Origin of the sequence: Pseudomonas fontis, from assembly GCF_028656955.1 — a bacterium.
GTDB lineage: Bacteria > Pseudomonadota > Gammaproteobacteria > Pseudomonadales > Pseudomonadaceae > Aquipseudomonas > Aquipseudomonas fontis.
The window spans coordinates 1-23,700 of sequence record NZ_JAMDGY010000065.1 but is presented as its reverse complement, the minus strand read 5'-3'; the positions used below and the strand labels follow the sequence as shown (position 1 = coordinate 23,700).

General features: G+C 63.1%; 16 protein-coding genes. 10 read left to right on the top strand and 6 right to left on the bottom strand.

All coding sequences use genetic code 11. The annotated features are described in order from the left end of the window. The first annotated feature begins 17 nt into the window (after window positions 1-17). From M5G11_RS19480 to tadA, 6 genes are all read left to right on the top strand, one after another. A complete protein-coding gene (locus tag M5G11_RS19480; RefSeq protein ID WP_273911518.1) occupies window positions 18-575 on the top strand; it encodes a sugar ABC transporter ATPase in 558 nt (185 codons plus the stop codon). Between the two features lie 84 nt (window positions 576-659). Then, a complete protein-coding gene (gene guaB, locus M5G11_RS19475) occupies window positions 660-2,129 on the top strand; it encodes an IMP dehydrogenase (protein ID WP_273911519.1) in 1,470 nt (489 codons plus the stop codon). Window positions 2,130-2,208: 79 nt separating this feature from the next. Beyond that, window positions 2,209-3,786 carry a glutamine-hydrolyzing GMP synthase gene (gene guaA / locus M5G11_RS19470; RefSeq protein ID WP_273911520.1) on the top strand — a complete coding sequence of 526 codons (1,578 nt, stop codon included), beginning with the start codon at window positions 2,209-2,211 and terminating at the stop codon, window positions 3,784-3,786. A 171-nt stretch (window positions 3,787-3,957) separates the two neighbouring features. Next, window positions 3,958-6,540, top strand: a complete 2,583-nt coding sequence (locus M5G11_RS19465) for a membrane-targeted effector domain-containing toxin (RefSeq protein WP_273911521.1) — start codon at window positions 3,958-3,960, stop codon at window positions 6,538-6,540. 115 nt (window positions 6,541-6,655) lie between these two features. Continuing rightward, window positions 6,656-8,038 (top strand): multicopper oxidase family protein, encoded by a 1,383-nt coding sequence (locus tag M5G11_RS19460; RefSeq protein WP_273911522.1) that lies wholly within the window; start codon window positions 6,656-6,658, stop codon window positions 8,036-8,038. Beyond that, complete coding sequence (tadA, locus tag M5G11_RS19455; protein WP_273911523.1) at window positions 8,038-8,520, top strand: tRNA adenosine(34) deaminase TadA; 483 nt, start codon at window positions 8,038-8,040, stop codon at window positions 8,518-8,520. Before M5G11_RS19460 ends, tadA begins: the two co-directional genes overlap by 1 nt. Before the next feature lie 35 nt (window positions 8,521-8,555). On the opposite strand, the gene mltF is transcribed toward tadA, so the two are convergent. Beyond that, window positions 8,556-10,016 (bottom strand): membrane-bound lytic murein transglycosylase MltF, encoded by a 1,461-nt coding sequence (gene mltF / locus M5G11_RS19450; protein ID WP_273911524.1) that lies wholly within the window; start codon window positions 10,014-10,016, stop codon window positions 8,556-8,558. 259 nt (window positions 10,017-10,275) lie between these two features. On the opposite strand from mltF, the gene purL reads away from it, so the two are divergent. Beyond that, on the top strand, window positions 10,276-14,175 hold the full coding sequence (gene purL, locus M5G11_RS19445; protein WP_273911525.1) for a phosphoribosylformylglycinamidine synthase: 3,900 nt from the start codon (window positions 10,276-10,278) through the stop codon (window positions 14,173-14,175). A 2-nt stretch (window positions 14,176-14,177) separates the two neighbouring features. After that, complete coding sequence (locus M5G11_RS19440) at window positions 14,178-14,489, top strand: YqfO family protein (RefSeq protein ID WP_273911526.1); 312 nt, start codon at window positions 14,178-14,180, stop codon at window positions 14,487-14,489. A gap of 167 nt (window positions 14,490-14,656) precedes the next feature. Here the strand turns inward: M5G11_RS19440 and nagE are convergent, their stop codons facing one another. From nagE to M5G11_RS19415, 5 genes are read right to left on the bottom strand one after another with little or no spacing between them, the layout of a single operon-like run. Further along, a complete protein-coding gene (nagE, locus tag M5G11_RS19435) occupies window positions 14,657-16,318 on the bottom strand; it encodes an N-acetylglucosamine-specific PTS transporter subunit IIBC (protein WP_273911527.1) in 1,662 nt (553 codons plus the stop codon). A 12-nt stretch (window positions 16,319-16,330) separates the two neighbouring features. Next, window positions 16,331-18,877 (bottom strand): phosphoenolpyruvate--protein phosphotransferase, encoded by a 2,547-nt coding sequence (gene ptsP, locus M5G11_RS19430; RefSeq protein WP_273911528.1) that lies wholly within the window; start codon window positions 18,875-18,877, stop codon window positions 16,331-16,333. Between the two features lie 18 nt (window positions 18,878-18,895). Next, window positions 18,896-19,918 carry an SIS domain-containing protein gene (locus tag M5G11_RS19425; RefSeq protein ID WP_273911529.1) on the bottom strand — a complete coding sequence of 341 codons (1,023 nt, stop codon included), beginning with the start codon at window positions 19,916-19,918 and terminating at the stop codon, window positions 18,896-18,898. Beyond that, a complete protein-coding gene (gene nagA, locus M5G11_RS19420) occupies window positions 19,915-21,006 on the bottom strand; it encodes an N-acetylglucosamine-6-phosphate deacetylase (protein ID WP_273911530.1) in 1,092 nt (363 codons plus the stop codon). Before nagA ends, M5G11_RS19425 begins: the two co-directional genes overlap by 4 nt. Before the next feature lie 16 nt (window positions 21,007-21,022). Beyond that, window positions 21,023-21,754, bottom strand: a complete 732-nt coding sequence (locus M5G11_RS19415; RefSeq protein WP_273911531.1) for a GntR family transcriptional regulator — start codon at window positions 21,752-21,754, stop codon at window positions 21,023-21,025. 1,230 nt (window positions 21,755-22,984) lie between these two features. Between M5G11_RS19415 and M5G11_RS19410 the strand changes: the two genes are divergently transcribed. Together M5G11_RS19410 and M5G11_RS19405 are read left to right on the top strand one after the other, a co-directional pair. Next, the gene (locus tag M5G11_RS19410) at window positions 22,985-23,197 is read left to right on the top strand and encodes a hypothetical protein (protein ID WP_273911532.1); all 213 of its coding nucleotides are present in this window, start codon (window positions 22,985-22,987) and stop codon (window positions 23,195-23,197) included. A gap of 141 nt (window positions 23,198-23,338) precedes the next feature. Next, window positions 23,339-23,617 carry a hypothetical protein gene (locus M5G11_RS19405; RefSeq protein WP_273911533.1) on the top strand — a complete coding sequence of 93 codons (279 nt, stop codon included), beginning with the start codon at window positions 23,339-23,341 and terminating at the stop codon, window positions 23,615-23,617. Window positions 23,618-23,700 lie beyond the last annotated feature (83 nt).

The following is a 23,700-nucleotide window of genomic DNA, read 5'->3' as shown; positions in this document are numbered from 1 at the left end:
CATGTTTGGCCGCCGTCATGACTACCCAGAGCATTATCGTCCCGAAGATTTCCACCGTACCTGTGCACGAAGCCCGCGCCCGGGCGATCCTGCGCTGGCTGGTACGCGAGAAAATCGTCGAGGAGCAGCTCAGCACCTGCGGTCGCAGTGGCAATCGCATGGCCTTTGCCATCGCCGAAGGCGCACGCAAGGTGGTCGAGCGCCCGCAGCTGCTGCCCTTCGGTCAGCCGATCAATGGCCTGGAGGTCATCACCAAGCGCTGCATCTATACCCCCACCCAGGACTTTCTTGAAGAAGCCGGCTGCGCCGAATGCCGCCGAGAAGTCGGCGTCGAGCTGTTCGCCAGCCTGGAGGAGTGGACGCCCAGCCTCAGCGACAACTTCACCTGCCCGCGTTGCGGCCATGAAGACGACATCAATGGCTTCCTGTTCCTGCAGCCGTGTGCGTTTTCCAACCTGGGGTTCATCTTCAACAACTGGGCGGCAGCAGGCTTTACTGGCAAATTTGTCGCCGAATTTGCCGACTGGCTGGACCACCCGGTGGCCGTGGTAAACGTCGAGTTGGACGACAACTGACCGAAGGCCTATCTTTGCATTGAGGGAAAGGGTGCGGATGAGTATAATGGCGCGCTTCCATTTTCCCGCCCGGGAGCCCCCGCGATGCTGCGTATTAGCCAAGAAGCCCTGACTTTCGACGACATTCTCCTAGTGCCTGGTTACTCCGAGGTGCTACCTAACGAAGTCAGTCTCAAGACCCGTTTGACCCGTGGCATCGAACTGAATATTCCGCTGGTTTCCGCTGCCATGGACACCGTTACCGAAGCTCGTCTGGCCATCGCAATGGCGCAGGAAGGCGGTATCGGTATCATCCACAAGAACATGACCATCGAGCAGCAAGCTGGCGAAGTGCGCAAGGTCAAGAAGTTCGAAGCTGGCGTGGTCAAGGACCCGATCACCATCGAGGCCGACGCCACCGTTCGTGACCTGTTCGAACTGACCCGCCTGAACAACATCTCCGGCGTACCGGTGCTGCACGATGGCGACCTGGTCGGCATCGTCACCTCCCGTGACGTGCGCTTCGAAACCCGCCTGGATGCCACCGTCCGCGAAGTGATGACGCCTAAAGAGCGCCTGGTCACTGTCCGCGAAGGCGCCGACAAGAACGAAGTCCGCGAGCTGCTGCACAAGCACCGCCTGGAAAAAGTCCTGATCGTCGATGCCGCCTTTGCCCTCAAGGGCATGATGACCGTCAAGGACATCGAAAAGGCCAAGGCCTACCCGCTGGCCAGCAAGGACGACCAGGGTCGTCTGCGCGTGGGTGCTGCGGTCGGTACCGGCAAAGACACTGGTGATCGTGTTGCCGCGCTGGTTGCTGCCGGTGTTGACGTGGTGGTGGTCGACACTGCCCACGGCCACTCCAAAGGCGTGATCGACCGCGTTCGCTGGGTCAAGGAGAACTTCCCGCAGGTTCAGGTCATCGGTGGCAACATCGCGACCGGCGCTGCGGCCAAGGCCCTGGCCGAAGCTGGCGCAGACGCCGTCAAGGTCGGTATCGGCCCAGGCTCGATCTGCACCACCCGTATCGTTGCAGGCGTCGGTGTGCCGCAAATCAGCGCCATCGCCAACGTCGCCGCTGCCCTTGAAGGCACTGGCATCCCGTTGATCGCCGACGGCGGCATCCGTTTCTCCGGTGACCTGTCCAAGGCCATCGTTGCCGGTGCCTCGTGCGTGATGATGGGCTCGATGTTCGCCGGTACTGAAGAAGCGCCAGGCGAGATCGAACTGTTCCAGGGCCGTTCGTACAAGGCTTACCGTGGCATGGGTTCGCTGGGCGCCATGTCCCAGGCCCAGGGTTCTTCGGACCGTTACTTCCAGGACTCCTCGGCCGGTGCCGAGAAGCTGGTTCCGGAAGGTATCGAAGGCCGTGTGCCGTACAAAGGCAGCCTGAGCGCGATCATCCACCAGCTGATGGGTGGCCTGCGTTCCTCGATGGGTTACACCGGCTCCGCCAACATCGAAGAAATGCGCACCAAGCCTGAATTCGTGCGCATCACCGGTGCCGGCATGGCCGAGTCCCACGTGCATGACGTGCAAATCACCAAGGAAGCGCCAAACTACCGCGTAGGTTGATGCTCCCGGCAATACTTGTAAGCGGGGCTGTTTTCAACAGCCCCGTGTCGTTTCCGATTACCACTGACGAGATTGAGTCATGGCCCTCGATATTCACGCTCACCGTATCCTGATCCTCGATTTCGGTTCCCAGTACACCCAGCTGATCGCCCGTCGTGTGCGCGAAATCGGCGTGTACTGCGAACTGCACCCGTTCGACATGGACGACGAAGCGATTCGCGAATTCGCCCCACGCGGGATCATCCTCGCCGGCGGCCCCGAGTCTGTCCACGAAGCCAACAGCCCGCGTGCACCGCAAGCGGTCTGGGACCTGGGCGTGCCGGTATTCGGCATCTGCTACGGCATGCAGACCATGGCCGAGCAACTGGGCGGCAAGGTTGAAGGTTCCGAACTGCGCGAGTTTGGTTATGCCCGCGTTGACGTAGTCGGCAAGAGCCGCCTGCTCGACGGCATCGAAGACCACGTGGATGCCGATGGCGTCCTGGGCCTGGATGTGTGGATGAGCCACGGTGACAAGGTCACCCGCATGCCTGAAGAGTTCCACGTCCTGGCCAGCACCCCGAGCTGCCCGATCGCCGGCATGTTCGACGACACGCGCGGCTACTACGGCGTGCAGTTCCACCCGGAAGTGACCCACACCACCCAGGGTGGTCGCATCCTCTCGCGCTTCATCCTCGACATCTGTGGCTGCGAAGCGCTGTGGACCCCGTCGCACATTGCTGACGACGCGATTGCCCAGGTGCGTGCCCAGGTCGGTTCGGCCAACGTCCTGCTCGGCCTGTCCGGCGGTGTGGACTCCTCGGTGGTTGCAGCGTTGCTGCACAAGGCCATCGGCGACCAACTGACCTGCGTCTTCGTCGACAACGGCCTGCTGCGCCTGCACGAAGGTGAGCAAGTGATGGCCATGTTCGCCGAGAACATGGGCGTCAAGGTTATCCGCGCCAACGCCGAAGAGCAGTTCCTCGGCAACCTGACCGGCGAAGCCGATCCGGAGAAGAAGCGCAAGATCATCGGCCGCACCTTCATCGACGTGTTCGATGCCCAGGCGAGCCAGCTGGACAACATCCAGTTCCTGGCCCAGGGCACCATCTACCCGGACGTGATCGAGTCGGCTGGCGCCAAGAGCGGCAAGGCACACGTGATCAAGTCGCACCACAACGTGGGTGGCCTGCCGGAAGAGATGAACCTGAAGCTGGTCGAGCCGCTGCGCGAGCTGTTCAAGGACGAAGTGCGTCGCCTTGGCCTGGAGCTGGGCCTGCCGTACGACATGGTCTACCGTCACCCGTTCCCGGGCCCGGGCCTGGGTGTGCGGATCCTCGGTGAAGTGAAGAAGGAATACGCCGACCTGCTGCGTCGTGCTGACCACATCTTCATCGAAGAGCTGCGCAAAGCCGATTGGTACCACAAGGTCAGCCAGGCCTTCGTGGTGTTCCAGCCGGTGAAATCGGTGGGTGTGGTGGGTGATGGCCGTCGTTACGCCTGGGTAGTGGCCCTGCGTGCGGTGGAGACCATCGACTTCATGACGGCCCGTTGGGCGCACCTGCCGTACGAGCTGCTGGAAACTGTCAGCGGCCGCATCATCAACGAGATCGACGGTATCTCGCGGGTCACCTACGACGTGTCGAGCAAGCCACCGGCAACGATCGAGTGGGAATGATGTAACGAGAAAGGGCGCCTCAGGGCGCCCTTTTTTGTGGGGCAAAGGGCCTCATCGCCGGCAAGGCCGGCTCCCACAGTTCGTGTGAACCTGGTGATAGCGATATGTAACGCCCAGGCAAGGTGTGGCAGCAGCACAGTGGCGGTTTTCCACCCTCCCTGGTAACTACCGATGAGTGCCGATACTGCACCAACCGAATTGCATGCCACCCTCGACTCCCTCGCCCGCACGGTCATTGGCCGTATTCCCGATCTGCAGCGCATGGCCAACCAGGTTGCCCGCCACCTGCTTGAACCACTGGGCATCCACGACGATCCCGACACCTTCTACTGGCATCGCTTCAGCAACGCCGATTCAAGCTCACGGTCCTACAACGGTTTCGAGCACGCTGGCCCTCCGACCGAGTCCATGACCTTCACCGAGCTGCTGATGCACCGCTTCAGCGCCCACGACCAGGACAATGCCGACCTGCTCAACCTGTGGGGCGGCTTCTACCGGGACGGCCCAGACGCAGCGAAATACGATGAACGCAACGAAATCCGCCTGTTGCCGCAGCGTGTGCTGCCCGCCTTGTGGCGTGTGGATTTCAGTGCGGCCTACCATCAGGCGCTGAGCCATTTCTGGCAGGTCGATGCCGACAACATGCGCACCCTGGTGCGCATCACCGCGCTGTCATCCGCCATCGCGACGAACCAGGCGGGGCGACTGACGCGCGAACAAGTGCAGATCGCCTGCGACGGGCTTGGGGTAGACCAGCCAATGGCCCTGACCCTCGCCGAGCTTGCCGGTGAACGAACTGCCCGCGCAGGCACCACCGTCTCATCGCTGCACCTGGCAGGTCACGGGTTGGTCAGCACACTGTGTATTGCCGCGCCGTCGGGCGCGCGAATGCTCTACCTGGCCGGGGCGACACCTGCATTCATGGCCTTCGACGACGAACGCTCGTTGCAGCAATGGCTGCAGCAACAGCTACGCAGCGATCAGGAGCGTGAACGGTTGCTGAGCCATTGCGCGATTGTCGAACCTGCGGTTGCGCAGGCGCGTGAGAAAACCCTGTTGGGGCTGGCCAATCTTCAGCTCAAGGCCTTCGCAAGGAAACTTGAACTCAAACCGCTCTCCGCAGATGCCTGCGCCTGGCTGCGTGATGGCGTTCACCAGCAGATGCTGACCCAGGCCGATCTGCTGCTGCGCTCCAATGCCGACCTGCGCAAACAACTGTGGATTGGCTACCTTTCAGTCGGCCTGCGCCTGGTAGGGCCCATGGCAGCCCTGGCCTGGCCGGTGGCGCTGGTGGTCGTGGTGGCTGGCACGGCCAACCTGGGCCTGAACATCGAGCAGGCGTTTCGCGCGCACAGCACCGCCGAGCGCAAGGCGGCGTTGATTGGGGCGATCATGGGCGGTGTCGAGTTGCTGCTGAACCTGACCCTGCTGATACCGGCAGCCTGGCCGTCGGCGCAGGCGCTGGAGCCGCTTCAGGTCAGCCTGCCGGCCGAGCTTCCAGTACCACCGGTGGTGGATGCGCAAGGGGTGTTTGTCCTTGAAAGCGGGCAATACATTCACCTGGACGGGATGGTCTACCGGGTTCGCTTCGATGCGTCGCTGCAGTCTTGGCTAGTGGTCGACCCTGAGCGGCCGTTCTCTTTCAACGGCAACTACCCGGTCCGGCTCAACAGCCAGCTGGAGTGGGAGCAGGTCGAGGGTGCCAACCTGCGGGGCGGCGGGGCAAACCAGAGTACTGCCCAGGTGGCCCCCGTCGAAATCCCCATGGAATATGCCTTCAGCACCCCGTTGGCAAACTACGAAGTACCGCTGGCGGCGCGTGACTCGACACGCCAGCTGCTGAGCAACGAGTTCCGGCGCATGCTCAGCGGTGACTACTATTTCCCGGAGTCGCCGCTCAACGAGGTCAAGGACAACCTTGAGCGCCTGCGCGCAGAGCTGCTGGCAGATGCGACAAGGTTCATCGACAGGCTACCGACCACCTTGCCCCGCACCGGTTTGTACTATCCCGACCTGGAGTTGCCGGCCACGGTTGCCTTCCGGCGCTTGTTCGATGAGGCCGAAGGCGTGGTGGTGGGGGAGGCGCATTCCTCCATCGCCAGCAAGCGTTTCCTCATGGAAAACATGCAGGCGATGGCCCGCAACGGCGTCGAGACGTTGTACCTCGAGCACCTCATGAGCGACCTGCACCAGCTTGACCTGGACCTGTTCGCGCGCACCGGCAACATGACCCATGCCCTGGAAGACTATTTGCGCGACCTGGATGTCGGTCATCACACCGACCCCACGGGCGAGTACACCTACATGCAGTTGGTGAAGACCGCACAAAAGCGGGCCATCCGCGTACGTGCGCTCGATTGCGCCGCCAGTTATCGCCTTGATGGCCTGGACATGACCAGTGGCACGCTGCGCCAGAAGATATTCAGCTATTACGCCAGCCGGGTAATCCGCCCACGGCAGGCTGCACCCGGGCGTGGCAAGTGGGTGGCGCTGGTCGGCAACACCCACGTTTGCCGCTACAAGGGCGTGCCGGGCCTGGCCCAGTTGAAGAATGTCACGGGTTTGCGAATCGTCGATGCCGGGGTCGGCCAGGCAACCAACATGACCCCCGACCCGGGCGAGTACTTCGCGTCCTCCATGGGCAACCCCGACGGCGTGGTGCGCGCCGATTGGCGGCTGGCCATCCAGACCCGCACGTTGCCCTATCGCTACCTGGACCCATCGCTGGCGCCGCCGGGGGTTCTACAGCCCTAGGTGCGGCAACTCTTCACTTAATCTTTCGCATTTGCAGGTGTATCGTATTCGCCTCATCGCCACGGCCCGGGGGGCCGCTGGCAGGCTGTTTTCGCATCAAGAGGTACCTGCTCCGATGTCTTTTACCCGTCGACAAATGCTCAAGGGGCTGACCGGCCTGGTGGTGGTTGGCCTGGGCGCCGGTGGCGCCGCCCGTTACTGGCTGGGCAAGGTGGAAGACGATCAGGCAGGGCATGACTACGAACTGATCGCTGCGCCGCTCGACGTCGAGCTGGTGCCAGGGCACAAGACCGAGGCCTGGGCCTTCGGCCCATCGGCGCCGGGCACCGAGTTGCGCGCACGCCAGGGTGACTGGCTGCGGGTGTGCTTCATCAACAAGCTGCCGGTGGCGACCACCATCCACTGGCACGGCATCCGCCTGCCGCTGGAAATGGACGGTGTGCCCTATGTCTCGCAGCTACCGGTGCTGCCGGGCGAGTACTTCGACTACCAGTTCCGCGTGCCGGATGCCGGCAGCTACTGGTACCACCCGCACGTCAACAGCAGCGAGGAGCTGGGCCGTGGCCTGGTCGGCCCGCTGATTGTCGAAGAGCGCGAGCCGACCGGCTTCAAGCACGAGCGCACCCTCAGCCTGAAAAACTGGCACGTCGATGAGCAGGGCAACTTCGTCGAGTTCAGCATCCCGCGTGAAGCCGCCCGCGGCGGTACGGCGGGGCGCCTGATCACCATCAACGGCCAGCCGGATGCGGTGGTCGACATGCCGGCCGGGCAGATCGTGCGGGTGCGCCTGTTGAACCTGGACAACACCCTGACCTACCGGATCAACCTCAAGGGCAACTTCGAGGCGAAGATCTACGCGCTGGACGGCAACCCGGTTACCCCACGCCCGCTGGGCAAGGATTACTGGCTGGGCCCTGGCATGCGCATCTGCCTGGCGATCCGGATGCCGCTGGCGGGGGAAGAGGTGTCCCTGCGTGATGGTTCGGTTCGCCTGGGCACCCTGCGTGCAGTGGCCAGCAGCGAGGCCCCGGGCGAGTGGCCGCCAGCGCTGCCGGCCAACCCGATTGCCGAGCCCGACCTGGCCAATGCCGAAAAGCTCAACTTCAATTTCGAATGGGTCGGCTCGGTGTCGGTGAACACCGAGAACGGCAAGCCGCCGAGCCTCTGGCAGATCAACGGCAAGGCCTGGGACATCACCGACAAGACCTGTGCCGACCGGCCGATTGCGACCTTGAAGAAGGGCAAGAGCTACATCTTCGAGCTCAAGAACATGACCCAGTACCAGCACCCGATCCACCTGCACGGCATGAGTTTCAAGGTGTTGAGTTCCAACCGCCGGACCTTCGAGGAGCAGTACTTCACCGACACCTACCTGCTGGGCAAGAACGAGCGTGCCCAGGTGGCGTTGGTGGCGGATAACCCGGGGACCTGGATGTTCCATTGCCACGTGATCGATCACATGGAAACCGGCCTGATGGCAGCGATCGAGGTAGCGTGATGCGTCAGCCACAAATCATTGATCGCAGCCGCGACCAGGAATTCATGCGCCTGGCCCTGGAACTGGCAGCGCAGGGCGCGGCCCTGGGCGAGGTGCCGGTGGGTGCGGTGCTGGTGCAGCATGGCGAGGTGATCGGGCGCGGTTTCAACTGCCCGATCAGCGGCAGCGACCCGAGTGCGCATGCCGAGATGGTGGCCATCCGGGCGGCGGCGCAGGCGGCGAGCAATTACCGGCTGCCGGGCAGCACACTGTATGTGACGCTGGAGCCGTGCAGCATGTGTGCAGGGCTGATCGTGCATTCGCGGATCAACCGCGTGGTGTATGGCGCGCTGGAACCCAAGGCCGGGGTGGTGCAGAGCCAGGGGCAGTTCTTTACCCAGGGCTTCCTGAATCATCGGGTGCTGTTTGAGGGTGGGGTGCTGGCGCAGGAGTGCGGGACGATCCTGAGTGAATTCTTCAAGGCCCGCCGCGCCAAAAGCTGAAAACTGCCTACAGGAGGAAAGGCCAGCAGGGTTGATCAAGGCTGTGGCGGCTGCTCGGTCGGCTTGGTCTTGTCGATCCCCGGCACATGCAGGTTGCCTTCAGCCACCTGGTTGCCCTCCAGCTGTGGCTGGGTCACCCAGGTCAGGATGTCGTAGTATCGCCGGATGTTGGCGACGAAATGCACCGGCTCACCGCCACGGGCATAGCCATAGCGGGTCTTGCTGTACCACTGCTTCTGCGCCAGGCGCGGCAGCATCTTCTTCACGTCCAGCCATTTGTTCGGGTTCAGCCCCTCGTTCTTCGCCAGCTTGCGCGCATCTTCAAGGTGCCCGCCGCCCACGTTGTAGGCTGCCAGGGCAAACCAGGTGCGGTCCGGCTCTTCGATGGCGTCATCCAGGTCACGCTTGACCACCATGAAATACTTGGCCCCGCCGGTGATGCTCTGCTTGGGATCGAGCCGGTTGGACACACCCATGGCCTGCGCCGTGCGCTGGGTGAGCATCATCAAGCCGCGCACGCCGGTCTTGGAGGTCACTTCAGGCTGCCACATAGACTCCTGATAACCGATGGCCGCCAGCAAGCGCCAGTCCACCTGCTCGACCTTGGCCGAGGTACGGAAGTGCTTCTCGTATTTGGGCAAACGCTGCTGCAAGTGCTGGGCAAAGGTGTAGGCGCCGACATAGCCGAGTACATCCACATGCCCGTAGTAGCGGTCTTTCAGGCGTTGCAGGGTGCCGTTCTTTTGCACCTTGTCGAGGAATTCGTTGATCTCGTTGAGCAAGCTGTTGTCTTCACCCGCCGCCACCGCCCAGCGCTGGTCACGGGAGTCGCCCAGGTCGAAGGCGACCCGCACGTTGGGGAAATACACCTGGTTCATCGCCAGTTCGTTGGAGTCGACCAGGGTCAGGTCGATCTGCCCCTCATCGACCATGCGCAGCAAGTCGACCACTTCCACCTGGTCCGATTCTTCGTATTCGAGCTTCGGATACTGCTTTTTCAGCTCGGCCAGCTGTTCGGCATGGCTGCTGCCCTTGAGCACCAGGATGCGTTTGCCGACCAGGTCACCGGCATCGGTAGGCCGCGACTTGCCGTTGCGGTAGATGATTTGTGGGGTGACTTCAAGGTAGGGGTGGGAGAACCGCGCCTGGGCCTTGCGCTGCTCGCTGCTGACCAGGCCGGCCGCCGCCAGCACCGGGCCGGAAGGCTGGCCGAGCTTGTTGAACAGGTCGTCGAGGTTGTCGGCGGTCTCGATCTTCAGCTCCACGCCCAGATCGTCGGCGAAACGCTTCACCAGTTCGTATTCGAAACCGGTTTCGCCGTTACGGTCCTGGAAGTAGGTGGCCGGGCTGTTGCGGGTCACCACGCGCAGCACACCGTCTTCCTTTACACGCTCCAGGGTGCTGGGTTTTTCAACACAGGCACCGAGCATCAGGAAGAGTCCGGTTGCGATGAGCCATTTGGCGCAGCGCTGGCGCAAAGCTGTCTGGGCAAACATAAGGTGCAGTATACGCAAAGGACCTGACCTGCCATATCTCGACAATGCATAGCTTGTCTGGTAGCACGAAAGCCGATATGACCACGCGTCAGGGGCTTTTATCCCTTCAGTGCCAGGCTTTATCAGCCATTTGAGTGGCTTGCATGGGCTTACCGACATTCGGCCTGCCTCGGATGCAGCGTTTCGAGTGCTGTCGGCAGCGGTTTAGGCTAGAATGCACGGCCTCTAAGCACACCCCCTTCCTGAGGCTGTCCCGACGATGTTGATCCTGCGCGGCGCTCCTGCCCTTTCTGCCTTTCGCCACGGTAAATTACTCGAGCAACTGAGCCAGAAAGTCCCCGCTGTTAGTGGTTTGTACGCTGAATTCGCTCATTTCGCCGAGGTTGACGGCGAACTGACCGCCGACCAACAGCAAGTGCTCGCGCGCCTGCTCAAGTACGGCCCGAGCGTACCAGTGCAGGAGCCTGCGGGCCGCCTGTTCCTGGTCATGCCGCGATTCGGCACCATCTCGCCCTGGTCGAGCAAGGCCAGCGACATCGCCCACAACTGCGGCCTTGAAAACGTCAAGCGCCTGGAGCGCGGTATCGCCTTCTACGTCAGCGGTGAGCTGAGCGAAGCCGATGCAGGCAACGTCGCCGACGTGCTGCACGACCGCATGACCCAGATCGTCCTGGCCAAGCTGGAAGAGGCTGCCGGCCTGTTCAGCCATGCCCAGCCCAAGCCGATGACCTCCGTGGATATCCTCGGTGGCGGTCGCGCGGCGCTGGTCAAAGCCAACATCGACCTGGGCCTGGCCCTGGCCGAAGACGAGATCGATTACCTGGTCACCAGCTTCCAGGGCCTCAAGCGCAACCCGAACGACATCGAACTGATGATGTTCGCTCAGGCCAACTCTGAGCACTGCCGCCACAAGATCTTCAATGCCAGCTGGGATATAGATGGCCAAAGCCAGGATAAAAGCCTGTTCGGCATGATCAAGAACACCTACCAGATGCACAGCGAAGGCGTCCTGTCCGCTTACAAGGACAACGCTTCGGTGATCGTCGGTTCGGTGGCCGGTCGTTTCTTCCCGAATCCTGATACCCGCCAGTACGGCGCGGTGAAGGAGCCGGTGCACATCCTGATGAAGGTCGAGACCCACAACCACCCGACCGCCATCTCGCCGTTCTCCGGTGCCTCCACCGGTTCCGGTGGCGAGATCCGTGACGAAGGTGCAACCGGTCGTGGCGCCAAGCCGAAAGCCGGCCTGACCGGTTTCACCGTCTCCAACCTGCAGATCCCGGGCTTTGAACAGCCATGGGAGCAGACGTACGGCAAGCCTGATCGCATCGTGACCGCGCTGGACATCATGATTGAAGGCCCGCTCGGTGGCGCGGCGTTCAACAACGAGTTTGGCCGTCCGGCGCTGACGGGCTACTTCCGTACCTTCGAGCAATCGATCAATACCCCGCACGGCGAAGAAGTGCGCGGCTATCACAAGCCGATCATGCTCGCTGGCGGCATGGGCAACATCCGCGAAGATCACGTGCAGAAAGCCGAGATTACCGTCGGTGCCAAGCTGATCGTCCTCGGTGGCCCGGCCATGCTCATCGGCCTGGGCGGCGGTGCGGCATCCTCGGTTGACACTGGCGCAAGCTCCGCCGACCTCGACTTCGCTTCGGTTCAGCGCGAAAACCCGGAAATGGAACGTCGCTGCCAAGAGGTCATCGACCGTTGCTGGCAGCTGGGTGACAACAACCCGATCGCCTTCATCCATGACGTCGGCGCCGGCGGTATTTCCAACGCCTTCCCGGAACTGGTCAACGACGGTGGCCGTGGTGGTCGCTTCGAACTGCGTAACGTTCCTAACGATGAACCGGGCATGGCCCCGCACGAAATCTGGAGCAACGAGTCCCAGGAGCGTTATGTTCTGGCCGTTGATGCTGCCGATTTCGAGCGCTTCCAGGCCATCTGCGAGCGCGAGCGTTGCCCGTTTGCGGTAGTCGGTGAAGCCACCGAAGAGCCGCACCTGACCGTTACCGACAGCCACTTCGGCAACAGCCCGGTGGACATGCCGCTGGAAGTACTGCTGGGCAAGCCGCCACGCATGCACCGCTCGGTGACCCGTGAAGCAGAACTGGGCGATGATTTCGACCCAAGCGGGCTGGACCTGAGCGATTCGGTCCAGCGTGTGCTGCATCACCCGGCCGTGGCCAGCAAGAGCTTCCTGATCACCATCGGCGACCGCACCATCACCGGCCTGGTAGCCCGTGACCAGATGGTTGGCCCATGGCAGGTGCCGGTGGCTGACGTTGCCGTCACCGCCACCAGCTTCGACGTCTACACCGGTGAAGCCATGGCCATGGGCGAGCGTACCCCGCTGGCCCTGCTCGATGCCCCGGCCTCGGGCCGCATGGCAATCGGCGAAACCCTGACCAACATGGCCGCCTCGCGCATCGGCAAGCTGTCCGACATCAAACTGTCGGCCAACTGGATGTCCGCTGCCGGTCACCCGGGTGAAGACGCGCGTCTGTACGACACGGTCAAGGCCGTGGGCATGGAACTGTGCCCTGAGTTGGGCCTGACCATTCCAGTGGGCAAGGACTCCATGTCCATGAAAACCCGCTGGGAAGATGAAGGTCGCGAGAAAACCGTGACCTCGCCGCTGTCGCTGATCGTGACCGGTTTTGCGCCTGTCACTGACATCCGCAAGACCCTGACCCCGCAACTGCGCATGGACCGGGGCTACACCGACCTGATCCTGATCGACCTGGGCCGTGGCCAGAACCGCATGGGCGCCTCGATCCTGGCGCAGACCCACGGCAAGCTGGGCAACCAGGCACCGGACGTCGACAACGCCGAAGACCTCAAGGCCTTCTTCGCGGTGATCCAGGGCCTGAACGCCGACGGTCACCTGCTGGCCTACCACGACCGTTCCGACGGTGGCCTGTTGGTCAGCGCAGTCGAAATGGCCTTTGCCGGTCACTGCGGCCTGAGCCTTGAGCTGGACACCTTGACCAGCAAACGCGAGAAAATCTCCGCCATCCTCTTCAACGAAGAGCTGGGCGCGGTGATCCAGGTACGTCAGGACTCTACCGAAGATGTCCTGGCACAGTTCAGCGCTGCCGGCCTGGGCGAAGACTGCGTTGCAGTGATCGGCAAGCCGCTCAACAACAGCGAAGTGCTGATCCAGTTCCAGGGCGAAGAGCTGTTCCGTGGCGACCGCCGCCTGCTGCAACGTGATTGGGCTGAAACCAGCTACCAGATCCAGCGTCTGCGCGACAACGTCGACTGCGCCGATCAGGAGTTCGATGGCCTGCTGGAAGAAGACAACCCGGGCCTAAGCGTCAAGCTGGGCTTTGACGTCAACCACGACATCGCGGCGCCGTACATCAAGAAGGGCATCCGCCCTCAAGTGGCGGTACTGCGTGAGCAGGGCGTCAACGGCCAGGTCGAAATGGCTGCAGCCTTTGACCGCGCCGGCTTCAATGCCATCGACGTGCACATGAGCGACATCCTTGCCGGTCGCGTTGACCTGAACGACTTCAAGGGCCTGGTAGCCTGCGGCGGCTTCTCGTACGGCGACGTACTGGGTGCCGGTGAAGGCTGGGCCAAGTCGGCACTGTTCAACAGCCGTGCCCGTGATGCGTTCCAGCAGTACTTCGAGCGCATCGACAGCTTCACCCTGGGTGTGTGCAACGGGTGCCAGATGATGTCCAACCTGCACGAGCTGATCCCGGGTAGCGAGTTCTGGCCGCACTTCGTGCGCAACCGTTCCGAGCAGTTCGAAGCCCGTGTGGCAATGGTTGAAGTACAGCGTTCGAACTCGATCTTCCTGCAGGGCATGGCCGGTTCGCGCATGCCGATCGCCATCGCCCACGGCGAAGGTCATGCCGAGTTCGAAAGCGACGTGGCGTTGCTTGAGGCCGATCTGTCCGGTTGCGTGGCACTGCGTTTCGTCGACAACCATGGCAAGGTCACCGAGACCTACCCGGCCAACCCGAACGGTTCGCCGCGCGGGATCACCGGCCTTACCAGCCGCGACGGTCGCGTGACCATCATGATGCCGCACCCGGAGCGGGTATTCCGCGCCGTGCAGAACTCGTGGCGTCCGGATGACTGGAACGAAGATGCAGCCTGGATGCGCATGTTCCGCAACGCGCGGGCGTGGGTGAACTAAGGGTGTACAAGCTCGCCTTCTTCGTGCCGCCGAGCCATGTGGAAGTGGTCAAGACCGCTGTGTTCGCCGCTGGCGGCGGACGCATCGGCGACTACGACTGCTGTGCCTGGCAGGTGTTGGGCCAGGGCCAGTTCCGCCCGTTGGACGGCAGCCAGCCGTTTATCGGGCAGAGCGGGGTGCTCGAGCAGGTTGAAGAATGGCGGGTGGAGCTGGTGGTAGCGGATGAGCTGATTAAACAGGTCGTTGCGGCGCTGAAGCTCAGTCACCCTTATGAGACGCCGGCGTATGAAGTCTGGCAGTTGGCGGACTTCTAAAGGCTGATAAAAAAGCCGCAACCCTTTATCGGGGTTGCGGCTTTTTTTTGCCTTGTGGTTTTACAGGGCATTTGGGGCCTCATCGCCGGCAAGGCCGGCTCCCACAGGGAACTGAAGTGCACCTGCTATCTCTGTGGGAGCCGGCCTTGCCGGCGATGCTCTTGAATTCAACCTTTAAGGGCCTGGCTCAACGCCGGCGCCCGATCCCCCAGCAACAAATGCCAGGTGCCCTGCGCCAGCGGGCTGATACCCAGGCAACCCAGCGCCATCAAGCGCGCCCGCGCCACCTTGTCGGCATCCTTGAGCTCAACCCGCACCCGGGTCAGCGCTACGCATTCCACCTTCAACAGGTTGTCCCGCCCACCCAGCGCTTCCAGCCATTCCTCGGCCGGCATCGCCGCCACCGGCGCGACCACCACCGCCACCGGCGCCTGGGCCACCAGCGCGTGCGGCAACTGCGCACGAATCTCGTCGGCAATCACATCCGCCATCGGCCCGACCACTACCTGCAAGCTGCCCCCCGTACCCGGGCGCACCACCGCCATCGCACCCAGCACCTTCAAGGTGCCATCCTGCGCCAGGCCACGGTCCTTGAGCAGCAGCCGCAGCCGCGTGGTGCAGGCATCCACCGACAACAGGTTGGCCGCGCCACCCAGCGCCTCGATATAGCGGCCACCGCGTGGCGTCGTGCTGTTCTCGGCGACATCTTCCGCTGCCGGCTGCTCTTCACGCCCCGGCGTCTTCAGGTTGAAGCGGCGAATGCAGTAGTCGAAAACGAAGTAGTAGACCAGCGCATACGCCAGCCCCAGCGGGAACACCATCCAGCCATTGGTCGAGCGCCCCCAGCCCAGCGCCATGTCGATGGCCCCGCCAGAGAAGGTAAAGCCCAGGCGGATATTCAGCAGGTCACAGATCGCCATCGACAGCCCGGTCAGCACCGCATGGATCAGGTACAGCAACGGCGCGAGGAACATGAAGGCGAATTCGATCGGCTCGGTCACCCCGGTCAGCGCCGAAGTCAGCGCCATCGACAGCAGGATCCCGCCGATCAGCTTGCGCCGGCCCGGCAACGCATGCCGGTACATCGCCAGGCACGCCGCCGGCAGGCCGAAGATCATCATCGGGAACATCCCGGCCATGAACTGCCCGGCCTGCGGGTCGCCGGCAAAGTAACGGGTCAGGTCGCCGGTGACTACGCCGCTGGCAGTCTGGAAGCTGCCGAAGACGAACCACACCAGGTTGTTGAGGATGTGGTGCAGCCCGGTCACGATCAGCAGGCGGTTGAGCACGCCGAAGAAGAACGCGCCGATGCTGCCGCTTTCCAGCATCATCTGCCCGAGGCTGTTGATACCGTTCTGCACCGACGGCCAGACCAGGCCGAACACCAGCCCCAGCGCCACCGCCGACAGCCCGGTGGCAATCGGCACGAAGCGCCGCCCGCCAAAGAACGCCAGGTACTCCGGCAGCTTGATGTCCTTGAAGCGGTTGTACAGCCCGCCGCCGAGCAGCCCGCAGATGATCCCGGCGAGCATGCCCATGTCGATATGCGGGTCGATCACCTTCAGCGTGGCGACCAGCACCAGGTAGCCGATGGCCCCGGCCAGCCCCGCCGTGCCGTTGTTGTCGCGGGCAAAGCCGACAGCGATGCCGATGGCGAAGATCAGCGCCAGGTTGGCGAAAATCGCGTTGCCGGCATCGTGGATCACGGCGATGTTCAGCAGGTCGGTATCGCCCAGGCGCAGCAGCAGGCCGGCAATCGGCAGGATCGCGATGGGCAGCATGAGGGCGCGGCCGAGCCGTTGCAGGCCCTGTATGAAGTGCTGGTACATGGAGGCGCTCCGTTATTGTTCTGTGGTGAGGGTGGAGGTGCGGGTATGTACTTCGCGAATGCCGAAGTCGCGGCAGGCCTGACGCACTGCCTGGGCGCTGGCAAGGCCGAGCAGCTTCTGGCTGAAGGCGCGGCAGTCGCTGGTGTCCAGTTGGCGGATGCGCGCCTTGATCTCACCCACTTGCGGCGGGCTGACCGACAGTTCGCTGACCCCCAGGCCAATCAGTACCGGCGTCGCCAGCAGGTCCGAGGCCAGTGCCCCGCACACGCCGACCCAGCGCCCATGGCGCGCGGCGCCCTGGCAGGTCAGGTCGATCAGGCGCAGCAATGCCGGGTGCAGGGCGTCGACCCGCGCGGCCAGGCCGGCGTGATCGCGGTCCATGGCCAGGGTGTATTGCGACAGGTCGTTGGTGCCGATGGAGAAGAAGTCGGCGTGTTCGGCGAGGCGCTCGGCAAGCAGGGCGGCGGCCGGCACTTCGATCATCACGCCAAGTTCGGCGCGTTCGCTGATGCCCAGTTCAGCCGCGAGACGGTCCAGGCGTTGGCGGATCTCCAGCAGCTCGTCCACCTCGCTGACCATCGGCAACATGATCCGGCAACGCCGCTGCGGGCTGACTTGCAGCAGCGCGCGCAGTTGCTGGTCGAGCAGTTCCGGGCGCACCTGGCCCAGGCGGATACCGCGCAGGCCGAGCACCGGGTTGGCTTCGACCGGCAACGGCAGGTAGTCGAGCTGCTTGTCGCCGCCGACATCGATGGTGCGGATGATCACCGGGCGTTCGCCCATGGCGTCGAGCACGGCCTGATAGGCGCTGCGTTGTTCCTGTTCGTCTGGCGCCGTGTGGCGGTCGAGGAAGAGGAACTCGGTGCGCAGCAGGCCGACGCCGTCAGCGCCCAGGGTCAGCGCATCAGCGGCCTCGCTGGCAGAGGCCACGTTGGCCGCGACCTCGATCACTCGACCGTCACGGGTTCGCGCGCTGACTTGGGCGGCGGCTTGCTGCTGCTTGCGTCGCTCGGCCAGTTGGCGGCGGGCCAGCTCGACTTCATGCAGGCGATCAACTGATGGTGCGGTCTCCACGTGGCCTTGTTCGGCGTCCATCACCAGCACCTGGCCCGGCGCCAGCGCAAGCAAATCAGCACCCAGCGCGACCAGGCACGGCAGGCCACGGGCGCGGGCGAGGATCGCCACATGGGAGGTGGCGCCACCGGCCGCCATGCACAGGCCGGCAATCGAATGCTGGCTGAGTAACAGCAGGTCCGAGGGGGTCAGCTCATGCGCGGCGACAATCGCCGAGGGCGGCAGGTCGAGCTCCCGGCGTTCGCCGAGCAGGGCGCGCAGCACTCGCTGCTGGAGGTCTTGCAGGTCGTTGGCGCGCTCGGCCAGCAGTGGCTTGTCGAGGGCCTTGAGGATCGTGCACTGGGCGTCGATGGCCTGGCTCCAGGCGTGGCTGGCGGCGATGCCGTGCTCGATGTGCTGATGGGCTGCCTCTACTAATGACGGGTCATCGAGCAGGGCCAGGTGCGCTTCGAAAATCTCGGCGGCATCGCCATGCTTGCCTTTGAGGTGCTGCAGGTCGGCGTCGATGGCGGCCTTGACGGCGCTCAGCGCCGCGTCCAGGGCCTGGTGCTGCGGGCCGGGCTCATTGTTTCCTGGGTCGTCCGGCAGGCGCACGCCATCCAGGCGCGCAAGTGGCCCGCTGGCTAGCCCCGGCGAAGCGCAGACGCCATTGAGCACACCGGCTTCATGATTGGCCTTGGGCTTGAGCTGCACAGCGGCGGATGCCGGGGCGTGCTCGCCCACGCTCGGTGTGGCGGCGGCCGCGAGCAGGGCCTTGAGGGCGTGTTCGCTGTCGGGGCCGGTGCAGACGATTTCGACTTCATCCTGCTCGCCGACCCCCAGGCCCATGATCGCCACCAGGCTGTTGAGCGGGGCGACGCGGTCACCGACATGCAGCTCGGAGCGGCTTTTGAAACCTTGTGCGGTCTGGCGCAGTAGGGCGGCCGGACGTGCGTGCAGGCCACCTTGATGCGCGATATGCACGCGGCCGCGAACGGTCTGGCCGGCGTTGTCACCGGTGTTGCTCTTGGCGGCAGCCGCTTTCGGTTCAACTTCCAGCACGGCCTGGCCCAGGGTGACCGGGCGCGTGGTGCAGGGCAGCAAACGGTACTGGTCGCTGTTGCTCAGCAGCATCACGGTGATCAGGCTGGTGCAGTGCTGGGCGACGTAGTCCAGGTCGAAACGGATCAACGGCTGGCCGCGCACCACCTGGCTGTCGGGTTCGACCAGCAGGGTGAAACCTTCGCCTTTCAGCTGCACGGTGTCCAGGCCGATGTGCATGAGGATTTCGGCGCCGTTCTCGGCACGCAGGGTGATCGCGTGGCGGGTGCGAGCGATATGAATGATGGTGCCGGCACAGGGCGCATGCAGGCAGTCGTTGAGCGGGTCGATGGCGATCCCGTCGCCCAGGGTGCCGCCGGCGAACACCGGGTCGGGCACCTGATCCAGGGGCAGCAGCGGTCCTTCAAGGGGCGCATGGAGGGTGATGTTTTTGTTGTCGTGCATGCGAGGCTCCTCGGCGACTCAGTGAGTACGGGTCACTTTGCTCAAGTGACGTGGCTGATCCGGGTCCATGCCACGGGCTTCGGCGAGGCCGGCTGCCATGACGTAGAAACTCTGGATCGCCAGCAACGGGTCGAGGGCCGCGTGGGCGGCGCAGCTCAGGGTCAGGTCGCGTTGGGCGATATCGTCAGGTGCTGCCAGCAGCACGCGGGCGCCGCGTTGGCGCATGTCGTCGGCCAGTTGCAGCAGCCCGGCCTGTTCGGCGCCGCGCGGGGCGAACACCAGCAGTGGGTAGTGCTCATCGATCAGCGCCATCGGGCCGTGACGCACTTCCGCGCTGCTGAAGGCTTCGGCCTGGATGGCCGAGGTTTCCTTGAACTTCAGCGCGGCTTCCTGGGCGATGGCGAAGCCGGCACCACGGCCGATCACCATCAGCCGCTCGCAGTCGCGCAGGGTGTCGATGGCCAGGGACCAGTCTTGCTGAGCCGCTTCGTTCAGGTGCCGGGGCAGGGCATGGGTTGCTTCGAGCAGCGTCGGGTCCTGGCTCCAGTGGGCGACCAGTTGGGCGCTGGCGCTGAGGGTGGCGATAAAGCTCTTGGTGGCGGCAACGCTCAGTTCCGGCCCGGCGTTCAATGGCAGGGTGAACTCGCAGGCTTGCTCCAGCGGCGAGCCTTCGGCGTTGACCAGCGCCAGCGTAGTGGCGCCGCGTGCACGCAGGGCGCGCAGGCTGTCGACCAGGTCCGGGCTCTGCCCCGACTGGGAGAACGCCAGCACCGCCTGGCCCTGAACGCGCATTGGCGATTGCTGCAGGGTGACGATCGACATCGGCAGCGAGGCCACCGGCAAGCCCAGTTGCTGCATGGTCAGGTAGGCGAAGTAGCTGGCGGCGTGATCTGAACTGCCACGGGCAACGGTCAGGGCTACCTGCGGGTTCAGTTCGCGCAGTTGTTCGGCCAGGGCGATGCAGCGGCCTTCGTTGCGCTGCAATTGGTGTTCGACCACGTTGGCCGCGGCCAGGGCTTCTTCAAGCATCTTGGAACTCAAAGCGCTACTCCTTCGACCATCACGCCGATCAGGTTGAGGTTGCGGTCGAGGGTGACCGTGTCGGCCCAGCTGCCTGCTTGCAGGCGGCCACGCTCTTCGATGCCGAGGTAGTCGGCGGGGAACTGCGACAGGCGCTGCGAGGCTTCGGCCAGCGGCAGGCCGATCTTCACCAGGTTGCGCAGCGCCTGGTCCATGGTCAGGGTGCTGCCGGCCAGGGTGCCGTCGGGCAGGCGCACGCCGCCCAGGCATTTGGTGACGGTGTGGCTGCCCAGCTTGTATTCGCCATCGGGCATGCCGGCGGCGGCGGTGGAGTCGGTTACGCAGTACAGGCACGGGATCGAGCGCAGGGCCACGCGGATGGCGCCGGGGTGCACGTGCAGCAGGTCGGGGATCAGTTCGGCGTATTGCGCATGGGCCAGCGCGGCGCCGACGATGCCGGGCTCGCGGTGGGCCAGCGGGCTCATGGCGTTGTACAGGTGGGTGAAGCTGGTGGCGCCGGCCTCGAGGGCGGCGACGCCGTCTTCGTAGCTGCCCAGGGTGTGGCCCAGTTGCAGGCGGATGCCGCGTTCGCTGAGGTGGCGGATCAGCGGCAGGTGGCCGGCGATTTCCGGGGCGATGGTGATCACCTTGATCGGCGCCAGGTCCAGATACGCCTCGACTTCCTCGAGCAGCGCCTGGTGCGCGAAGTTCGGTTGTGCGCCGAGTTTGCCGGGGTTGATGTACGGGCCTTCGAGGTGTACGCCGAGCACTCGGGCGCCGTCGCTGCGCGGTTGGCGGGCGTAGCTGCCGAGCTCGCCGAGTACCTGGGTGAGTTCTTCCTTCGGTGCGGTCATGGTGGTGGCCAGCAGCGAAGTGGTGCCGAAGCGCGCGTGGGTGCGGGCGATGGTGTCGAAGCCTTCGCGGCCTTGCATGATGTCGCTGCCGCCACCGCCGTGCACGTGCAGGTCAATGAAGCCGGGCAGCATGTAGGGCAGGTCGTTGTCATCGGGGTTGCAGGGTTGGCCGTCGATCTGCGCGATGCGGCCGTCGTGCAGGCTCAGGTGGCCACGCACCCAGCCGGTGGGGGTGAGGATATTGGCTTCGCTCATGGGGGCTCCGCGGGGATCAGCGCCGAAGTTCGGCGACGAAGTCGTAGTAGTCGTTACGGCAATAGGTGTCGGTCAGCTCGATAGGGGTGTTGTCTTCGAGGTAGCCGACGCGGGTCATCAGCAGCATCGCAGTGCCGGGCTCGATGCCGACGCGGGCGGCCATGTCGGCGCTGGCGTTGATGGCGCGAATGTGTTGCAGGGCGCGTACCACCGGTTTGCCGATCTGCTCGAGGTGTTCGTAGAGCGAGTCGCCGATGCTGAAGGGGTTGCTCAGCAGGCGCGCGGGCAGGGTGCTGTACTCCACGGCCATGACGATCTCATCGGCTTTGCGCAGGCGCTTGAGGTGGGCGACCTGTTCGGTGGGCGACAGGCTCAGGCGGATCAGTTCTTCGGCCGAGGGCATGCGGATGCTGCGTTCCAGCCATTGGGAGCTGGGTGTGAAGCCTTTCATGCGGAGCATTTCGCTGAAGCTCGACAGGCGTGACAGCGGTTGTTCCAGGCGTGGCGTGATGAAGGTGCCGGAGCCTTGGATGCGGCGGATCAGGCCTTGTTCGAGTAGCACTTCGAGGGCTTTGCGGGCGGTGACCCGGGAGATTTCCAGGGCTTCGCTGAGGGTGCGCTCGGAGGGCAGTGCCTGCTCGGCGCTCCACTGGCCGGCGTGGATCGCCTGTTCCAGGTTGCGGGCCAATTGCAGGTACAGCGGGGTGGCCAGGGTGTCGTCAGGGCGCAGGGCGGTCAACGCGGACATGGCAAGGCTTCGATGGGAAGTGGTCTGGAAAATCTAATACCACTTAGATACCACGTCAATACCAGTTGTCTGGATTGGTGGTGTTGTTGCATTCATCTGTGCCCTCCAAACATCAGGGGAATTGCCTTGCACACGGGTTGTAGCCGCTGCCGTCAGGCTGCGCTGGAGTCTGCAGGGCTCCCTGTAAAGCGACGCCTGCGTTGCAGGCGAGCGCAGCCTGGCGGCAGCGGCTACATGCAAGCTGGTGGTGCCAGCAATCGATTGGATTGAGGCCTATCGCCGGCAAGGCCGGCGACAGAGTCCGTGGGAGCATCATTTTGTTGAGAACCACCGCTTGGGTTCCCACCCTACCGGGCTTGCGAAACAGTGAAGCAACAGGCAGGCGGCACAAATCCAGCGGATAGCGGGGTGCTGCTGTTGCAGGTCAGGTAAGCACCCGTACAGTACGAAGCATCGTTCGATGATTATTTTGTAGTTGAGTGCAAAAAAGCACAGGTTGAAGCACAGGCAGATAAGTACCGTCGCGGCGCTTATGTTTGCGCGAGACAGGCGTGCTCTAAGTGAGTAGGCGATGATGACACCGATGATGGCGCTGACTGTGTAAAGCCAGGGGATCATTCTTCTAGCTCCACGTAGACCTGTTGGCCATTCTTGGCTTGATGTCGAGTTGGGCAGCCTAGTCTTAGAGCGCTGGAGGGTATGTAGGATGGTTCCGAAATTTGTTACAGGCCGCAGGGCTGTTTTCTAGTCCAGGCAAGAAGAGTGATTGAGCGGGTCTGCTTCGCAGCCCATTGCCGGCAAGGCCGGCTCCCACAGAGGAGGTGGCATCACGGACATCTGTGGGAGCGGTCTGGTCCCGCGATGCCTTTGATCTTTCTGGTTGCTAGCGTGTCGGCATGACGTTATCGTTCGCCTTGTCGCTGCAAATTCAGCGACCGGGTTTGGTCGCCCGTTTTGGAGTTGGCGCAACAGCGCCCCATTGACAATTGCAGGCGCTTTTTTTGTGCTCGCAGTTTCGTTTTATGGTGGCTGTGCGCAGGACACCCTCGGGTGTGCCGGTGTCAACTCCGCCGGTCGACCAACCTTCGCACAGCTGCCACCCTTCGTTTGGTCGCGAAACGGTAGCTTCATTTTTCAATGGAGTTGAATTTATGCACGCCTTCAATCTGTCCAGATTTTCTGCCTCCCTCTTCTATCTCATTGCTTCCAAAGGGGCAAAGGGAGTTGTTTATGACTACCTATGACCGCGCTGAAGAACTACGCCATTACCTCTGGACCCTTGAGATCCTGGGTGAAGTACTGGTCAATAACGACAGCTTCGAGGGCAGTGTTGCTGAGCCGCAACTGACAGTGCGAACCCTCAGTGGTGTGCACGAGGCGATCAGGATTCTGGCCCAGCATGCGGGGGAGAAGTGTGGGGAGATGATGGTGCGCATGGAGTGAGGGCAGTTTTTGACCCTTTAGCTTCAGACGCTATGTCCCAAAGACAATTTTCATCGCTGTAACAATTTTGGGAATTGCCCTACATATTACCCGGGGGTCATGACCTAGGCTGCGTGCTTCGACTACAGGGAGTAGCACGCAGTGGTTGTTTGGGTATTCTCGGTGATTGTGATTGTCGGGTATCTGGCCATATTTTGGTTGAAGTTGCGACTGTCCGGCGAGCACCTGAATACGGCAAGGCTTTCTTTGTTCTTGATTTTAAATGGCTTCTTTGTGGTTCCGTATTTGGATATTGTCTATAACGATAAGTTCTTGTTCTTTGGGTATCATCCGGAAGTGGTTTCTGAATATCCTGCTGTAGGGTGGCTGTCGCTTCTATTTGCAATTTTGCATTGTTTTACTTTCCCAGGTAGGAACTGAACTAACTACTGCTTAGTGCTTTTTTCGGTGTTGGTCATAAATTAATTAGTACTTGGCCATCGAGCCCCTTCCGCCCTTACGGC